This is a genomic window from Kitasatospora sp. NPDC008050 (assembly GCF_042957465.1).
Lineage (GTDB): Bacteria > Actinomycetota > Actinomycetes > Streptomycetales > Streptomycetaceae > Kitasatospora.
The window spans coordinates 194,259-210,363 of record NZ_JBIBIJ010000005.1; the positions used below are offsets into that span (position 1 = coordinate 194,259).

Here is a 16,105-nt window from a genome sequence, read left to right on the forward strand (position 1 = left end):
GGACCGTCAGGTCCGTCGGACTGCTTGACTGCTTGACGATCTACTTCTCGACGATGGCGAGAACGTCGCGAGCCGAGAGGACGAGGTACTCCTCGCCCTTGTACTTCACCTCGGTGCCGCCGTACTTCGAGTACAGGACGATGTCGCCGACGGCGACGTCGAGCGGCAGGCGCTGGCCATCCTCGAAGCGGCCCGGGCCGACGGCCAGGACGACGCCCTCCTGGGGCTTCTCCTTGGCGGTGTCCGGGATAACCAGGCCGGAGGCCGTGGTGGTCTCGGCGTCGAGCGGCTGGACCACGATGCGGTCCTCAAGCGGCTTGATGGCAACCTTGCTGCTGGCGGTGGTCACGTCCGAGTTCCCCTTCGGAGATTACGGGGTTGTCTAACAGGTAGGTGGCGACACCGTTGGCCTGCCGTCGCGGGGGTCAGGCCAGCACTGTCGCGTTAGCACTCTCCCGGGGGAGAGTGCCAGGAACGACCTTAGGCCGCGGTTAGCACTCAGTCAACCAGAGTGCCAACGGCGCGCCAGCCGATCGCGAGAACCCGGGTACCCGTACTCATGTGCGGCGGCCGCGGGCCCGGGCAGACTCCTGGCATGACGCTCTCCGAACAGCAGCAGCCCCACCCGCCGGGGCCCCGGAACCGGCAGCTGATCCTCGGCCTGCTGGCCCTCGACCTCGTCCTGTTCGTGGGCTTCACATTGGTCGTCGTCGCCATGGCGAGCCGGGTCGGCGAGGACGGCCTCGACGGTCTGTTCCGGAAGATTGCCGTCCTCTACTGGAGCTGCCTCGGCGTGTCGGCCGCCAGCGGCCTGATCTGCCTCGGGCTCCGGCGGCCGGGCGCCGGAGCCCTCCAGCTCGGCGTCACCGCGCTCGGCCTGCTGCCGGTCCTGTCGTGATCGAATGGGCGGGTGGAGACCGAGACCCTTGAGCAACTGCTGAGCGAGCAGGGACAGCGGCTGCTGGACGACCTGCGCGAGTACGCCCCCGAGCAGGAACTCGCGCTGGCCACCCGGCTGCGGCGGGAGCACCCGGCGGAGCTGGTCTCGGCAGCCCTGGGGCAGGCACGGCTGCGCCAGCGGGCCGAGGCCAAGTTCGGCGCCGACGCGCGGCGGATGTACTTCACCCCCAACGGGGTCGAGCAGTCCACCCGGCGCACCGTCGCCGACTGGCGGGCCCGGCGCTTCGCCGCGCTCGGGGTGCGCCGGCTGGCCGACCTGTGCGGCGGCATCGGCGGGGACGCGATCGCGCTGGCCCGGGCCGGGATCAGCGTCCTCGCCGTCGACCGGGACCCGCTGACCTGTGCGGTGGCCGCCGCCAACGCGCAGGCACTGGGCCTGGCCGAGCTGATCGAGGTGCGCTGCGCGGACGTCACCGAGGTGTCGGTGGACGGCTTCGACGCCGTCTTCACCGACCCCGCCCGGCGCACCGACAAGGGCCGCGTCTTCGACCCCGCCGCGTACTCCCCGCCGCTCTCCTGGGCCGTCGAGGCCGGTCGCCGCACCCCGTTCGGGGCGCTCAAGGTGGCCCCGGGGATCCCGCACGAGGCGGTCCCCGAGGACGCCGAGGCGGAGTGGGTCTCCGACCACGGCGAGGTCAAGGAGGCGGTCCTCTGGTTCGGCACCGGGCCCGCCGCCGACGCCCCGCACCGCGCCACCCTGCTGCCCGGCGGGCACAGCCTCACCGGCGGCCGGCTGCCCGATCCCCCCGCCGCACCGGTGCGCCGCTACCTCTACGAGCCGGACGGCGCGGTGATCCGCGCCCATCTGGTCGCCGAGGTGGCCGGGCAGCTGGGCGCCACCCTGATCGACCCGATGATCGCGTACCTGACCTCGGATCAGCTGCTGCCCACGCCCTACGCGCACGCGTACGAGATCACCGACGTGCTGCCGTTCAACGTCAAGAAGCTCAAGGCGCTGCTGCGGCAGCGGGCGGTGGGCACGGTGGTGATCAAGAAGCGCGGCATCGGGCTGACGCCGGAGGAGCTGCGCCGGCAGCTGAAGCCCGAGGGGCCGAACGCGGTCACCGTCTTCCTGACCCGGATCGCCGACGCCCCGGCGATGCTGCTGGCCCAGCCGGCCGGCCGACCCCCTCAGCCGGCCGGCGGGGCGATGTAGTCGTCCAGCCGGGCCACCGCGAAGCCCTGCTCCTGGATCCGGCTGAGCAGCTCGCCGAACATCTGGGTCATCGTCTCGCCCTTGAGCTCCGTCGGGCCGCGGAAGTGGGCCAGGATGATGTCGCCGGGCTTCAGCTTCTTGTCGCCGGCCTGGTACTGCATGTCGTGGATCTGCATCGACTCGCGCCACAGCACGATCGCGCGCGGACCGCACTCCTGCACGGCGGTGTTCAGGGTCGGCGTGTGCGCGCCGTCGCCGTAGGGCGGGCGGAACAGGATCGGGGCGGTGCCGTACTGCTGGGTCAGCACCTGCTGGTCGCCGCAGACCTCGGTCTTCTGCTCGGCGGCCGACTTGGTGCTCATCTGCGGGTGGTGCAGCGTGTGGTTCTGGATCGAGTTGCCGGCCGCCTGCAGGGGCTTGAAGTAGCCGTAGTTGTCCTTGATCGTGTCGTTCATCAGGAACATGGTGATCGGGACCTTCAGGTCGTTCATCATCTCGATGAACTTGGGGTCCTTCTCCGCACCGTCGTCGAGGGTCACGAAGACCACCTTGTCGGTGGTGGTGATGTTGCTGATCACCGGGACCTGGCCGGTCTTCGTCAGCTTGACCGGCTTGTCCGAGGGCGGCGGCGGGGCGGCGGGCAGCGGCTTGAGGTTCCACTTGGCCCAGGCCGCCGCCGACACCTGGCCGGGCGGGGCCACGGTGCTCGGCGAGACGGCCGGGACGGCACCGGCCGGCGGCGGGGCCGACGAGCCCGCGCTCGGCGAGCCCGCGCTCGGCGAGGCGCCCTGCGGGGCGACGTTCTTGCCGCCGCCGTCCCCGCTGCCGCTGCCGCCGCCACTGCTGCCGCAGCCGCTGACCGTGACCGCCGCGGCCAGCGCCAGCGCACCCGCCGCGAGCGCCGTCAGCCGGCTCCTGTGGTCCCTCTTCACGGCGTCCCGCCCCCAGCGTCCTCGATGATCAGGCTTCGATCAGGCTTCGATCAGGCTTCGTTTAGCTTCCGGCCCCGAACGCTACCCTGCCTCGACCACCAGCTCGCTACGGAACGCCCATTGGTGCACCGGCCGGGCCAGCAGTTCGGCCGGCGGCTGCGGCGGCGCGAGCGGCGCCACCCCGTCCGGCCACCAGCTGATCAGCAGCACCCGCTCGCCGGGCGCGGTGAACAGCTCGACCCTGTCCGGGCCGTCGGCCGCCGGCACGGGCAGCGCCTGTTCGCGGGCCCAGGCGAGCAGCTCGGCGCCGCGCCCCTGGGCCGCCCGGGCCTCCCACATGGCCGCTACGGTCACGCCCGGCCGTCCAGCGCGCGGTAGGCCTGGCCGTGCAGGTCGCTGTGGGCATCGCCGGCGGCCCCGGCCGCGGGCACCCCGGCCGCGGGCACCGAGACCTCGGTGACCGGCAGCGAGGAGTCCGCCGAGAGGTCCAGCGCCGAGGGGGCGCGGTTGCGCCAGACCATCTCCGCGCCGAGCGCCGCGACCATCGCGCCGTTGTCCGTGCACAGGCCCGGACGCGGCACCCGCAGCCGGATGCCCGCCCGCTCGCAGCGCTGCTCGGCCATCGCGCGCAGCCGGGAGTTGGCCGCCACGCCGCCGCCGATCATCAGGTGGTCGACGCCGTGCTCCTGGCAGGCCTTGACCGCCTTGCGGGTCAGCACGTCGGTGACCGCCTCCTGGAAGGAGGCCGCGACGTCCGCCACCGGCACCTCCTCGCCGGCCCGCCGCTTGGCCTCCACCCAGCGGGCCACCGCGGTCTTCAGACCGGAGAAGGAGAAGTCGAAGGCGGGGTCCTTGGGGCCGCTCAGGCCGCGCGGGAAGTGGATCGCCTTGCGGTCGCCGGTGCGGGACATCCTGTCCACCACCGGGCCGCCGGGGAAGCCGAGGCCGAGCACCCGGGCCACCTTGTCGAAGGCCTCGCCGGCCGCGTCGTCGATGGTCGCGCCCAACGGCCGCACATCGCAGGTGATGTCGCCGGTGAGCAGCAGCGAGGAGTGGCCGCCGGAGACCAGCAGGGCCATCGTCGGCTCGGGCAGCCGGCCGTGCTCCAGCTGGTCCACGCAGATGTGCGAGGCGAGGTGGTTGACCCCGTACAGCGGCTTGTCCAGCGCCCAGGCATAGGCCTTGGCGGCGCTGACGCCCACCAGCAGCGCGCCGGCCAGGCCCGGGCCCGCGGTGACCGCGATGCCGTCCAGGTCGCTCGCCTTGATCCCGGCGGTGTCCAGCGCGCGCTGGATGGTGGGGACCATCGCCTCCAGGTGGGCCCGGCTGGCGATCTCCGGGACCACGCCGCCGAACCGGGCGTGGTCGTTGACGCTGGAGGCCACCGCGTCGGCCAGCAGGGTCGTGCCGCGCACGATGCCGACGCCGGTCTCGTCGCAGGAGGTCTCGATGCCCAGGACGAGCGGTTCGTCAGCCATGGTCTTCATCCTCGGTGTCGTTCTCGTTCGGCTGGTGATCGGTGAACTCGTGGTCGGCGGGCTCGTTCGCGTCCAGCCGGTCCAGGCGCATCACCAGCGCGTCGACGTTGGCCGGCTGGTAGTAGCCGCGCCGGATGCCGACCGGCGCGAAGCCGAAGCGCTCATAGAGGCGCTGGGCGCGGAAGTTGTCGATCCGCACTTCGAGCAGCAGGGCGGCGCAGCCGCGCCGGGCCGCCTCGGCGATCAGGTCGCCGAGCAGCGCGGTGCCCAGGCCGCGGCCCTGGTAGCGGTCGTCCACGCCGATGGTCTGCACGTCCGCCTCGTCGCCGACCGCCATCAGGCCCGCGTAGCCGACGATGGTGCCGTCCTCGGTGGTGGCCACCGTGTAGTGGCGGTTGCCGCCCGGGTGCGCCTCGGCCAGCTCCGACCAGTACATCCCGGCCGACCAGGCGTCCTCCGGGAAGAGCCGCGGTTCCAGCTCCAGCACCGGCGCGATGTCCCACCAGCGCATCGGCCGCAGCGTGATGCGCGCGGTCCGCACGGGCGCGGTCACGCCGGCAGCACCGGCTTGCCACCCAGAACCGTTTTGAAGGCGGCCGGCACCTGGGCGTCGGGGCGGCGCAGGTAGAGCGGCAGCGGCGCCAGCAGCTCGCGCCCGGCGGCCAGCTCGGTGACCGCGAAGTCGGCCAGCGCGCCGGCCGACAGGTGCTCGGGGCCGAGCGCGCCGGGGAAGGTCTCGGGGTAGAGCAGCGCGCCGGCGCCGACCGAGACCTCACGGGCCGTCAGGTCGCCGGGCCGGTCCACCGCCGGGCCCTCGACCCGGCACCCCTCGGCGTCGTAGTCGGCCCAGTAGACCTCCTTGCGGCGCGCGTCGGTGGCCGCGGTGAAGGGGCCCGTCAGGCCTTCGGCCCGGGCCTGGTGGGCGATCGCGTCCAGCGTGCAGACGCCGTGCACCGGCAGGTCGAGCGCGTGGCCGAGGGCGGCGGCGGTGGCCAGGCCCACCCGCAGCCCGGTGTACGGGCCGGGGCCGACGCCGACCGCGAGCGCGGTCAGCTCCCGCTTGTCCACCCCCGCCTCGGCCAGCACCCGCCCGATGGCGGGCAGCAGCAGTTCGCCGTGGCGCCGGGCATCGACCTGGTAGGTCTGCGCCAGGACGGCCGAGCCGTCGTGGACGGCGGCGGTAACGGCAGGGGTAGCGGTGTCGAACGCGAGCAGCAGCACGGGTCAAGGTTAGTTGGTCGCCGGAGTCCGCTCTTTTTTCGCTGTTCACCCCTCCTCAGGAACACACGTTCGCGATGTCCCGAAGGCCCGTGCAGAACCTGGCACGATGGGGCGCACGGCCCTACGAACGACGGGAGCGGACAGTGGCGAAGAGGGGTCCTGCAGTCGCGGTTGCCGGGCTGACCCTGGGTGCCATGGGGTTGATCTCCCTGCTGGCCGTCCAGGCCGAGGGCACCGCCACGAAGGCCTCGGCCGCCCAGCCGCCGCCGAGCGCGAACGCCGCGCCGCCCGGCGCGCCCTCCCCCAGCGCCTCGCCCTCCCCGACGATTCCGCCGCTGCCCGCGACGGCGGCCGGCGTCGCCCTGCGGCGGGTGGTCTACTCGGTGGGCGCCAAGGAGGTCTGGCTGGTCGACCCGAAGAAGGACCCGCAGATCCAGGCCGCCTTCCCGGTGACCCCCGGCTCGGTCAACCCGACGCCGGGCACCTACACCGTCTACAGCCGGGCGGCCGCCGCCAACGGCACCGACGGCAAGCAGATCGAGCACGTGGTGCGCTTCGCCCAGCAGGCCGGCACGGTCTTCGGCTTCAGCGCCGCCGTCGACGGCGCCACCCCCGAAGCCGACCCGAAGACCAAGACCGGTGGCATCCGCACCGACCGGGCCGACGGTCAGACCCTCTGGGACTTCGCCCCCGACGGCACCCGGGTACAGGTGGTGCCCTGATCGCCGGGCTTCGGCTCACGGGGACTCGGCGGGGTGCACACGGCCGCGGCCGCGGCCGTCGCCGCCAGCAGCCGGCCCATCGGCACCTGCTCGGCGGCGGCTTCGGCGTGCTTGCCGACCGCGGCGGTGACAGCGGCGGGGGTGCTGCTCTCCATCACGACTCCCTAGTTAGGTACACCTAACTGCAAAGCCCATCCCATCACGTCGGCCACCGCCGCCGCAACAGGATCCCGACAGCCTGTCGGTAAGAGTCGTGCATCGGCCCCCGCCTCAGACGTCGGCCCCGTCGACCTCCAGTGCTGCCAGGTCCACCCCGGTCCAGCGCTCGCCCAGGCCCCGCAGGGTCACCCGGCGTGGGTCGGCCATCTCCTCGGCCACCTCGGCCGATGCCTCCAGGGCCACCGCCGTCGCCGGCTCGGCCCCGCCCAGGGCGCGCTCGATCCGCACCTCCAGGCGCTCCTGCGACAGCTCCTCGACCTTGCCCTCGCCCCACTCGACCACCACCACCGACTGCGGCAGCGAGACGTCCAGGTCCAGGTCCTCCATCTCGTCCAGCCCGCCGCCCAGCCGGTACGCGTCCACGTGCACCAGCGCCGGGCCGCCCACCAGCGACGGATGCACCCGGGCGATCACGAAGGTCGGCGAGGTCACCGCCCCGCGCACCCCGAGCCCCTCCCCGAGCCCCCGGGTCAGCGTGGTCTTGCCGGCCCCCAGCTCGCCGGAGAGCAGCACCAGGTCCCCGGGTCGCAGCACCCCGGCCAGCCGGCGGCCGAGACCGGTCATCAGCTCGGGCGTGGGGACGGTGAGTGTGGTGTGGGCGCCCATGGCTCCTCTTGTCTGGTGGACGGGTCGGTCGACTCTGAGCCAACGGTGCCATATCGGGCGCGGCCCACGCGGCGGGGCCGTCGATTCGTCCGGCTGTGGGCAGGAGTGGGCCTTCTGTACACGGTGTGACGGGAAACCCTGTTGCGGGCGGTGGTTCGGCGGCCGCTATCGTCCGTGCAGCTCTCGCGAAGTTCTCACGCTTCGCACACCAAACTCTTCACCAACAGGGGACCCCCATGAAGATGCGCCTGGCGGCTGCCGCCACCGCACTCGGCAGTGCCGTCGTCGTCACCGCCATCGCAGGCCCGAGTGCGTTCGCCGACACCGCCACGCCCGTCCCCTCCCCCAGCACCGGCACCTGGTCCTCCCCGCTGCCCTCGCCGAGCGGCAGCACCTGGTCCTCGCCCGTCGCCTCGCCCAGCGGCAGCGCCTGGTCCTCGCCCGTCGCCTCGCCCAGCGGGAGCCCCTGGTCCTCCCCGGTCGCCTCCCCGAGCGGCAGCCCGGTCTCCTCGCCGGTCGCCTCGCCCAGCGGCGGCGTCTGGTCCCCGCCGGTCTCCTCGCCCAGCGGCTCCCCCGTGAGCGGCAGCCCGAGCGGGTCGCCCAGCTCGGTCACCCAGCTGCCGCCGGCCGCGCAGGGGGACAACCCGGTCGTCGGCTTCCAGTCCATGCCGACCAGCCCGGTCGTGGTGGGTGGCGCGCCGGTCGAGTTCACCGTGACCTACACCAACCCGAGCCACCAGGACCTGATCGCCTTCCCGAACCTCTTCATTCCCAACAGCGCGGCGAACCCGAACGGCGCCGCCCCGCTGAAGCTCGAGGTCCAGGACGCGCAGGGGGTCTGGCACACCGCGGCGCAGCTCGGCTCGGGCTCCTCGGCCCCGACGACCTGGGCCATGGTCTACCCGGGCCCGCAGGGCGACCCGTGGGACAACAGCTGGCTGTACGTGCCGGCCGGTGACGTCGCGAGCATCCACGTCCGGCTGACCGCCGGCCCCACCACCCCGACCGGCGTCACGTACGCCGTCTCCGACTTCACCGGGTCGCTGCTCGACTCCTCGGGGACCCCGGTCAGCGTGGCCAGCGGCATGTGGGGCGCCACGCTGAACTTCGCGGCGGCCACCGCGAGCCCGCAGGCCGGCGGCTCGCCGACCAGCGGTGGCAGCACGGCCGCCACCGGACCGTACGGCTCGAACGGCTCGAACGGCTCGAACGCCAAGCCCGGCTCGAACCCCGCCGTCCCGGCGAGCGTGCTGAGCAAGGTCACCACCCCGCAGGTCACCGCGCCCGCTCCGGCGGTGATCGCCGCCGCCAAGGCCGCCTCCCCGGCCCACCCGGCCGGCGACCTCCCCGCCCCCAGCCACAGCGCCGGCCCCTCGCTGGCGTTCACCGGCGGCGGCAGCGACAGCCTGCCGATCGCGCTGACCGGCGCCGCGGTGATCGCCGCCGGTGTCGCCACCCTCGTGATGGTGCGCCGCCGCAAGGGCAGCCACGCCGCCTGACGTCTCACGCCCCGGGGCGGCTCTGCTCCTCCCCGGGGCTCTCGTCCGCGCCCCGCGCCGGCTCGTCCGCGCCCCGCGCCAGCTCGTGCACGGCCGCGGGCAACCGCGCGCCCGCCCGCTCGGCCGCGCGTTCGAGCAGGACGGCGAGCCGGTGGTCGACCTCCACGGGGCACTCCAGCAGCACCAGGTGGCCGGCGCCCGGCACCAGCACCAGCTCGGCCTCCGGCAGCGCCCGGGCGATCGCCTCGCTCTGGGTGGCAGGCGTGATCAGGTCCTCGGTGCCGGCCAGCACCAGCACCGGCAGCCCGGTCATCGTCGCCAGCGCCGCGGTCTTCTCGTGGGCACCGAAGGCGGGGTAGAACTCGGCGACCACGTCGATCGGGGTGCCGTCGAGCAGCTGCTCGGCGAACCGGGCCACCGCCGGGTCGACCGGCTTGCCGCCGCCGAAGGAGAACCGGCGGTAGAAGACGGCGCTGACGTCCGCGCCGATCCGCCGGGTGGCCTCCACCAGGCCGACCTGACTGCCCAGAAGCCTGACCACGCCGGGGCCCACCCGGCGCCAGACCTTGGAACCCACCGGGGGCAGCCCGAAGGTGACGGTGTCCCACTGCCCGGCCATCGTGCCGATCAGCGCGACCCCGGCCACGCGCTCGCGGAACAGCTGCGGCTCCTGGTCGGCCAGCGCCATCACGGTCATGCCGCCCATCGAGTGGCCGACCAGCACCAGCGGCCCGCTCGGCACGACCGCGTCGAGCACCGCCTTGAGGTCGCTGCCCAGCTGGTCGATCGAGGCGGGCCGCCCGGCCAGGTAGGAGCGGGAGCGCTCGGAGCGGCCATGGCTGCGCTGGTCCCAGAAGACCAGCCGCAGACCGGCCCGCAGGGCCGCGCGCTGGAAGTGGAAGCTGTCCTGGTTGAGGCAGTAGCCGTGGCAGAAGACCACCGTCAGCGCCGACTCGCCCGCCTCGGGTCCGTCCACCTCGACGTACAGTTCGGTGCCGTCCTCGGCCCGCACGGTGCGCGGCCGTCCGCGCAGCGTGCCGAACGGGGCGACCGCGTCCAGCTCCTCGCGGGCCCGCCGCCGGGCCCGGCCCAGCGTCAGGCGCTCGATCGCCACACCCGCGGCGGCGCCGGCCGCCGCGACACCGAGCGACAGGCCGATCAGCCCTGCCCGGCTGACCGGGCTCGCCGCACCGCCCGGCACCGCCGGGCCCACCGGGTCGCTCACGCCGGCCGCCCGCTCACCCGAGCGCCCCGCTCCCGCCCACATAGCGGCGCGGCACCCGGGAACCGATCCGGGTGACGATCTCGTAGGAGATGGTCCCGCAGGCCCGCGCCCAGTCCTCGGCCATCGGCTCGCCGCGCTCGCCGTTGCCGAAGAGCAGCGCCTCCTCGCCCACGTCGGGCAGGTCACCGCCGAGGTCGACCACGAACTGGTCCATCGCGACCCGGCCGGCCACCGTGCGCCACTTGCCGCCGATCTGCACCGGGCCGGTGCCGCTCGCGTGCCGGGGGATGCCGTCGGCGTAGCCGACCGGGACCAGGCCGAGGGTGGTGTCGCCCGGCGTCGTGTACTGGTGGCCGTAGCTGACGCCGTGTCCGCCCGGGACCTGCTTGACCAGCGCCAGGCGGGCACTGAGCGACATCACCGGGCGCAGCCCGAAGTCGGCCGGCGAACCCACCTCGGGCACCGGTGACAGGCCGTACATCGACAGGCCGGTGCGGACCAGGTCGTAGTGGGAGTCCGGCAGCAACAGGGTGGCCGGCGAGTTGGCGAGGTGGCGGACCTCGGGGCGCACCCCGGCCCGCTCGGCGTAGGCCAGCGCGGCGGCGAAGGCGTCCTGCTGGGCCCGGATGGAGGGGTGGCCCGGCTCGTCCGCGGCGGCGAAGTGCGACCAGATGCCGACCACGTCGAGCTGTCCGGCGGCCTGCGCGCGCAGCGCGGCGTCCACCAGATCGGGCCAGTCGTGCGGCTGGCAGCCGTTGCGGCCCAGACCGGTGTCGGCCTTCAGGTGGACCCGGGCCGGTATGCCGGTGGCCCGCACCGCGTCGAGCAGCTCGTCGAGCGCCCACTGACCGCTGATCGACACGTCGATGTCGGCCCGCAGCGCCTGGGCCCAGGGGCCGCCCGGCGTCCACAGCCAGCAGAGCACCCTGGCCTGCTCGGGGGCGATCCCGGCCGCGCGCAGCGCCAGCGCCTCCTCGGGCGTGGTGGCGCCGAGCCAGCGCACGCCCGCCGCCAGCGCCTCCAGGGCGCACGGCAGCGCGCCGTGGCCGTAGGCGTCGGCCTTCACCACAGCCATCAGGGCGGCGCTCGGCACCCGCTCACGCAGTGACGCGAGGTTGCCTCGGAGCGCGGCCAGATCGATCGTCGCCTCGGCGCGCAGTCCCTCGGCGAGCATGGCGGTCCCGGTCGTGTTCGCAGTTGTCATCGGGGTCAGTCTCCCAGACCTGCGGCATTGCCCGCCCGACGGCCCTGTGCCCGCTCCCCGCGGCTCGGCTCCTGCCCACGCGCGGCGTCACGCCAGGCGGCCGGCAGCGCGGCGGCGATGTCACTCGCGGTGATCGGCGCTCCGCTGCCGGCGGCCAGCCGTCCGGCCAGCCCGTGCAGGTAGGCGCCGACCGGCGCGGCGTCGAACGGCGGCAGACCGGCGGCGAGCAGCGCGCCGATCAGGCCGGCCAGCACGTCGCCGCTGCCGGCGGTGGCCAGCCAGCCGGTGCCGGTGGCGTTCACCCGGGCGGTGCCGTCCGGGCGGGCGACGACCGTGGTCGAACCCTTGAGCAGCACGGTGGCGCCGTAGCGGGCGGCCAGCTCGCGGGCGTGCCGCAGCCGGGCGGCGGCCACCTGCTCGGCGCTCGCGTCGCCGCCCAGCAGCCGGGCCGCCTCGCCGGCGTGCGGGGTGAGCAGGGTGGGCGCGCTGCGCCCGGCCAGCGCGCTCGGGCCGCGGCGGGCCAGCTCGGTCAGGCCGTCCGCGTCCACCAGCACCGGGACCTGGCCGGCCAGCGCGTCGTCCAGCGCCTCGGCGGTGTCCTCGCCGGAGCCGGGGCCCACCACCCAGGACTGCACCCGGCCGACGGTGAGCAGGATCTCGGGGTGGCGGCGGACCACCTCCTCGGCGGGCCGGCCCTGGTAGCGCACCGCGCCGGCGCCGCCGTGCAGCGCTCCGGCCACCGTGAGCAGCCCGGCACCCGGGTAGCGCTCGGAGCCGGCCAGCAGCCCCACCACGCCGCGCCTGTACTTGTCGCTCTCGGCCGTCGGCCACGGCAGCAGCTCGGCCAGGTCGGTGTGCTGGAGCGCCTCGACGGGCGCGGCCGGCGGGCGCAGCCCGATCTCCACCAGCTGCACGGGGCCGGCGTACCCGGCGCCCGGATCGATCAGCAGGCCCGGCTTGTGGGTGCCGAAGGTGACCGTCAGGTCGGCGCGCAGCGCGGCCCCGGCGACCTCCCCGGTGTCGGCGTCCACTCCGCTCGGCAGGTCCACCGCGATCAGCACCCCGCGGCGCGGCTGCCGGGCGTACGGTTCGGCGGCCGGCCGCAGTGGGCCGCTGCCGCCGATGCCGACGATCCCGTCGAGGATCAGGTCGGCACGGCTGAAGTCGGCCAGGCCGACTTCCTGATCGCTGGTCACCTGACTGCCCGTCGCGCGCAGCGCCGCCAGGGCGGCGGGATGCGCCCGTTCGGGGGTGAGCAGCACGGCGGTCACGGCGGCGCCACGGCGGGCCAGCCGGGCGCCGGCGAAGAGCGCGTCGCCGCCGTTGTCACCGCTGCCCGCCAGCACCAGCACCCGGCTGCCGTAGACCCGGCCGCGCCGGCGGGTCAGCACCCGGGCGCAGGTGGCGGCCAGGCCCGCGACGGCCCGGTCCATCAGGGGCTGCCCGGCCAGTTCGGCCTCGGCCGCGCGGACTTGTTCGACGGTGTGAGCGTGGCGCATGACAGCAACCTAACCCTCCGCGATGACCACCGCCGAGGCCACGCCAGCGTCGTGGCTGAGTGACAAGTGCCACGTCCGCACGCCGAGTTCCGCCGCCCGGGCGGCAATCGTGCCCTTGACGTGCAAGGTCGGCCGGCCCGACGGCTCGCTGCGCACCTCGGCGTCGTGCCACTCCAGCCCGCCCGGCGCGCCGAGCGCCTTGGCCAGCGCCTCCTTGGCCGCGAACCGGGCCGCCAAGGAGGCGGCCGAGCGCTGCTTGCCGGTGGGCTGCAGCTGCTCGGCCGCGGTGAAGAGCCGCTCGCGCAGACCCGGGGTCCGCGCCAGCGACTCCGTGAAGCGGTCGATCGAGGCGACGTCGATTCCCACACCGATGATCACCCGACCGACCCTAGCCGGTGGCTACTCCACCGTCACGGACTTCGCCAGGTTGCGCGGCTGGTCCACCTCGTGGCCCTTGGCGGTGGCCAGTTCGCAGGCGAAGACCTGCAGCGGCACCGTCGAGACCAGCGGCTGGAGCAGCGTCGGGGTGACCGGGATCGAGATCAGGTGGTCGGCGTACGGGACCACGGCCTCGTCGCCCTCCTCCGCGATCACGATGGTCCGGGCGCCGCGGGCGCGGATCTCCTGGATGTTGGAGACGATCTTGTCGTGCAGGATCGAGCGCCCGCGCGGCGAGGGCACCACCACGACGACCGGCAGCCCCTCCTCGATCAGCGCGATCGGACCGTGCTTCAGCTCGCCGGCCGCGAAGCCCTCGGCGTGCATGTACGCCAGCTCCTTGAGCTTGAGCGCGCCCTCCAGCGCCACCGGGAACCCGACGTGCCGGCCCAGGAAGAGCACCGAGCGGGCGTCGGCCAGCGAGCGGGCCAGCTCGCGCACCGGCTCCATGGTCCGCAGCACCTGCTCGACCTGCTTCGGCGCCTCGGACAGCTCCTGGATCACCGCCGAGATCTCGTCGCCCCACTTGGTGCCGCGCACCTGGCCCAGGTAGAGCGCGACCAGGTAGCAGGCGACCAGCTGGGTGAGGAAGGCCTTGGTGGAGGCGACCGCCACCTCGGGCCCGGCGTGGGTGTAGAGCACCGCGTCCGACTCGCGCGGGATGGTCGAGCCGTTCGTGTTGCAGATCGCCAGCACCCGGGCGCCCTGCTCACGGGCGTGCCGCAGGGCCATCAGGGTGTCCATGGTCTCGCCGGACTGCGAGATCGCGATCACCAGCGTGCGCTGGTCCAGGATCGGGTCCCGGTAGCGGAACTCGGAGGCCACCTCCACCTCGCACGGGATCCGGGTCCAGTGCTCGATGGCGTACTTGGCGATCATCCCGGCGTGGAAGGCGGTGCCGCAGGCCACGATGACGACCTTGTCGACCTCGCGCAGCACCGAGTCGGGGATCCGCAGCTCGTCCAGGGTCAGCCGCCCGTCGGTGCCGATCCGGCCCAGCAGGGTGTCCGCGACCGCCTTGGGCTGCTCGGCGATCTCCTTGAGCATGAAGTAGTCGTAGCCGCCCTTCTCGGCGGCCGAGGCGTCCCAGTCCACGTGGTACTCGCGGACCTCCACCGGCTCGCCGTGAAAGTCCGTCACGGTCACCGCGTCGGCCCGCAGTTCGACCACCTGGTCCTGGCCCAGCTCGATCGCCTCGCGGGTGTGCGCGATGAAGGCGGACACGTCCGAGGCGAGGAAGTTCTCGCCCACCCCGCGCCCGACCACCAGCGGCGAGTTGCGCCGGGCGCCGACCACCGTGCCGGGTGCGTCCGCGTGCACCGCCACCAGGGTGAACGCCCCGTCCAGCTGCCGGCACACCACCCGCATCGCCTCGGCCAGGTCGCCGTCGTAGGCCTCGGCCAGCAGGTGCGCGACCACCTCGGTGTCGGTCTCCGAGCGCAGCGTGTGGCCGCGGTCGGCCAGCTCGGCGGTGAGCTGGGCGAAGTTCTCGATGATCCCGTTGTGGACCACCGCGACCTCGCGGTCGTCGTCCAGGTGGGGGTGGGCGTTGACGTCGGTCGGTCCGCCGTGGGTGGCCCAGCGGGTGTGGCCGATGCCGGTGGTGCCGCCGGGGAGAGGGGCCTCGGCGAGCGACTTCTCAAGATTGACGAGCTTCCCGGCCCGCTTGTCCGTGGCGAGACTCCACTGCCCTGAGGAGTCCGCCGTCTGGATGGCCACGCCCGCCGAGTCGTACCCTCGGTACTCAAGGCGCTGCAGCCCTGCGATCACTACGTCGAGCGCGGGCTGGGAGCCCACATAACCAACAATTCCGCACATATGTGTCAGCATAAGGGCCGATGAACGGCCAAAGCGGCGCTGAGGTTTCACCGAAGCCGCCCTTTGGGCAACGGTTCGTGACCGACACCACAGCACCGGGCCGGGCCGGGAGCGCCCACAATGGACCATGTGCTGACCGAACTCTGTAGCCAGGGCGCCCTCTCGACGCCCAGCCCGTCGCCGTCACCCTCGCCGTACGTCGACCTCTCCCGGGCCGAGTGGAGCGCCCTGCGCGACCGCACCCCCCTGCCGCTGACCGCGGCCGAGGTGGAGCAGCTGCGCGGCCTCGGCACAGCACTGGATCTGGACGAGGTCCGCGACGTCTACCTGCCGCTGTCCCGGCTGCTCAACCTCTACATCCACGCCACCCACGAGCTGCGCGGCGCGGTGGGCACCTTCCTCGACACCCCGGACACCGAGCGCACCCGCACCCCGTTCGTCATCGGGGTGGCCGGCTCGGTGGCGGTGGGCAAGTCCACCACCGCCCGCCTGCTGCAGGCCCTGCTGGCCCGCTGGCCCGAGCACCCGCGGGTCGAACTGGTCACCACCGACGGCTTCCTGCTGCCCAACGCCGAGCTGCGCCGGCGCGGCCTGATGGCCCGCAAGGGATTCCCCGAGTCCTACGACCGCCGGGCCCTGATGCGCTTCGTGGCGGACGTGAAGGCGGGCAAGGACCAGGTCACCGCCCCGGTCTACTCGCACCTGGTCTACGACATCGTGCCCACCGAGCGGCTCGTGGTGCAGCGCCCGGACATCCTGATCGTCGAGGGCCTCAACGTGCTGCAGCCCGCGCTGCCGGGCACCGACGGCCGCACCCGCCTGGCGGTGGCCGACTACTTCGACTTCTCCATCTATGTCGACGCCCGCACCGACGACATCGAGAACTGGTACCTGTCCCGGTTCAAGAAGCTGCGGGACACCGCGTTCCAGGACCCCAACTCCTACTTCCGCCGGTTCACCGAGGTGCCGGAGGAGGAGGCGCTGGAGTACGGCCGCCAGGTCTGGCGCACCATCAACAAGCCCAACCTGCTGGAGAACGTGCTGCCCACCCGGGGGCGGGCCACGCTGGTGCTGCAGAAGGGCGCCGACCACAAGGTCCGCCGCGCCCTCCTGCGCAAACTCTGAGCC

Annotated in this window: 19 protein-coding genes; 5 read left to right on the forward strand and 14 right to left on the reverse strand. The window is 73.8% G+C overall.

What is annotated here, in order from left to right; genetic code table 11:
• Positions 1-40: 40 nt before the first annotated feature.
• Positions 41-349 carry a co-chaperone GroES gene (groES, locus tag ACFZB9_RS12230; RefSeq protein ID WP_391446221.1) on the reverse strand — a complete coding sequence of 103 codons (309 nt, stop codon included), beginning with the start codon at positions 347-349 and terminating at the stop codon, positions 41-43.
• 246 nt (positions 350-595) lie between these two features.
• Here groES and ACFZB9_RS12235 point away from each other — a divergent pair, with 246 nt between their 5' ends.
• Both ACFZB9_RS12235 and ACFZB9_RS12240 read left to right on the forward strand, forming a co-directional pair.
• Positions 596-898 carry a hypothetical protein gene (locus ACFZB9_RS12235; protein ID WP_391446223.1) on the forward strand — a complete coding sequence of 101 codons (303 nt, stop codon included), beginning with the start codon at positions 596-598 and terminating at the stop codon, positions 896-898.
• 12 nt (positions 899-910) lie between these two features.
• A complete protein-coding gene (locus tag ACFZB9_RS12240; protein WP_391446225.1) occupies positions 911-2,116 on the forward strand; it encodes an SAM-dependent methyltransferase in 1,206 nt (401 codons plus the stop codon).
• On the opposite strand, the gene ACFZB9_RS12245 is transcribed toward ACFZB9_RS12240, so the two are convergent.
• From ACFZB9_RS12245 to tsaB, 5 genes are all read right to left on the reverse strand, one after another.
• The gene (locus tag ACFZB9_RS12245) at positions 2,092-3,048 is read right to left on the reverse strand and encodes a polysaccharide deacetylase family protein (RefSeq protein ID WP_391446226.1); all 957 of its coding nucleotides are present in this window, start codon (positions 3,046-3,048) and stop codon (positions 2,092-2,094) included. The genes ACFZB9_RS12240 and ACFZB9_RS12245 overlap by 25 nt on opposite strands.
• 81 nt (positions 3,049-3,129) lie before the next feature.
• Positions 3,130-3,402 (reverse strand): hypothetical protein, encoded by a 273-nt coding sequence (locus ACFZB9_RS12250; protein WP_391446228.1) that lies wholly within the window; start codon positions 3,400-3,402, stop codon positions 3,130-3,132.
• Positions 3,399-4,526 (reverse strand): tRNA (adenosine(37)-N6)-threonylcarbamoyltransferase complex transferase subunit TsaD, encoded by a 1,128-nt coding sequence (tsaD, locus tag ACFZB9_RS12255; protein ID WP_391446230.1) that lies wholly within the window; start codon positions 4,524-4,526, stop codon positions 3,399-3,401. The genes ACFZB9_RS12250 and tsaD overlap by 4 nt, the downstream gene beginning before the upstream one ends.
• Positions 4,519-5,037 carry a ribosomal protein S18-alanine N-acetyltransferase gene (gene rimI, locus ACFZB9_RS12260; protein ID WP_391446740.1) on the reverse strand — a complete coding sequence of 173 codons (519 nt, stop codon included), beginning with the start codon at positions 5,035-5,037 and terminating at the stop codon, positions 4,519-4,521. Before rimI ends, tsaD begins: the two co-directional genes overlap by 8 nt.
• A 38-nt stretch (positions 5,038-5,075) precedes the next feature.
• Positions 5,076-5,747 (reverse strand): tRNA (adenosine(37)-N6)-threonylcarbamoyltransferase complex dimerization subunit type 1 TsaB, encoded by a 672-nt coding sequence (gene tsaB / locus ACFZB9_RS12265; protein WP_391446232.1) that lies wholly within the window; start codon positions 5,745-5,747, stop codon positions 5,076-5,078.
• A 194-nt stretch (positions 5,748-5,941) separates the two neighbouring features.
• Between tsaB and ACFZB9_RS12270 the strand changes: the two genes are divergently transcribed.
• Positions 5,942-6,469 carry a L,D-transpeptidase gene (locus tag ACFZB9_RS12270; protein ID WP_391446234.1) on the forward strand — a complete coding sequence of 176 codons (528 nt, stop codon included), beginning with the start codon at positions 5,942-5,944 and terminating at the stop codon, positions 6,467-6,469.
• Here the strand turns inward: ACFZB9_RS12270 and ACFZB9_RS12275 are convergent.
• The 3 genes from ACFZB9_RS12275 to ACFZB9_RS12285 form a co-directional block, all read right to left on the reverse strand.
• Positions 6,415-6,624: a hypothetical protein gene (locus tag ACFZB9_RS12275; protein WP_391446236.1), complete on the reverse strand. Its 210-nt coding sequence runs from the start codon at positions 6,622-6,624 to the stop codon at positions 6,415-6,417. The genes ACFZB9_RS12270 and ACFZB9_RS12275 overlap by 55 nt on opposite strands.
• A gap of 115 nt (positions 6,625-6,739) precedes the next feature.
• Positions 6,740-7,294: a tRNA (adenosine(37)-N6)-threonylcarbamoyltransferase complex ATPase subunit type 1 TsaE gene (gene tsaE / locus ACFZB9_RS12280; protein WP_391446238.1), complete on the reverse strand. Its 555-nt coding sequence runs from the start codon at positions 7,292-7,294 to the stop codon at positions 6,740-6,742.
• Between the two features lie 217 nt (positions 7,295-7,511).
• Positions 7,512-7,961 carry a hypothetical protein gene (locus tag ACFZB9_RS12285; protein WP_391446240.1) on the reverse strand — a complete coding sequence of 150 codons (450 nt, stop codon included), beginning with the start codon at positions 7,959-7,961 and terminating at the stop codon, positions 7,512-7,514.
• Here ACFZB9_RS12285 and ACFZB9_RS12290 point away from each other — a divergent pair.
• Positions 7,960-8,793, forward strand: coding sequence for a hypothetical protein (locus tag ACFZB9_RS12290; protein WP_391446242.1), 834 nt, complete (start codon positions 7,960-7,962; stop codon positions 8,791-8,793). The genes ACFZB9_RS12285 and ACFZB9_RS12290 overlap by 2 nt on opposite strands.
• A gap of 4 nt (positions 8,794-8,797) precedes the next feature.
• Here ACFZB9_RS12290 and ACFZB9_RS12295 read toward each other — a convergent pair whose 3' ends face one another.
• The 5 genes from ACFZB9_RS12295 to glmS are packed head-to-tail and all read right to left on the reverse strand — an operon-like array spanning position 8,798 to position 14,977.
• A complete protein-coding gene (locus tag ACFZB9_RS12295) occupies positions 8,798-10,060 on the reverse strand; it encodes an alpha/beta fold hydrolase (protein ID WP_391446244.1) in 1,263 nt (420 codons plus the stop codon).
• Positions 10,032-11,192 (reverse strand): alanine racemase, encoded by a 1,161-nt coding sequence (gene alr / locus ACFZB9_RS12300; protein WP_391446742.1) that lies wholly within the window; start codon positions 11,190-11,192, stop codon positions 10,032-10,034. Before alr ends, ACFZB9_RS12295 begins: the two co-directional genes overlap by 29 nt.
• A gap of 35 nt (positions 11,193-11,227) precedes the next feature.
• The gene (locus tag ACFZB9_RS12305; RefSeq protein ID WP_391446246.1) at positions 11,228-12,721 is read right to left on the reverse strand and encodes an NAD(P)H-hydrate dehydratase; all 1,494 of its coding nucleotides are present in this window, start codon (positions 12,719-12,721) and stop codon (positions 11,228-11,230) included.
• 9 nt (positions 12,722-12,730) lie between these two features.
• Entirely contained in the window at positions 12,731-13,099 is a 369-nt protein-coding gene (locus ACFZB9_RS12310) for a holo-ACP synthase (protein ID WP_391446247.1), read from the reverse strand.
• A 21-nt stretch (positions 13,100-13,120) separates the two neighbouring features.
• Positions 13,121-14,977, reverse strand: coding sequence for a glutamine--fructose-6-phosphate transaminase (isomerizing) (gene glmS, locus ACFZB9_RS12315; protein WP_391446251.1), 1,857 nt, complete (start codon positions 14,975-14,977; stop codon positions 13,121-13,123).
• A 120-nt stretch (positions 14,978-15,097) separates the two neighbouring features.
• Here glmS and coaA point away from each other — a divergent pair, with 120 nt between their 5' ends.
• Positions 15,098-16,102 carry a type I pantothenate kinase gene (gene coaA, locus ACFZB9_RS12320; RefSeq protein WP_391446253.1) on the forward strand — a complete coding sequence of 335 codons (1,005 nt, stop codon included), beginning with the start codon at positions 15,098-15,100 and terminating at the stop codon, positions 16,100-16,102.
• The last annotated feature ends 3 nt before the right edge of the window (positions 16,103-16,105 follow it).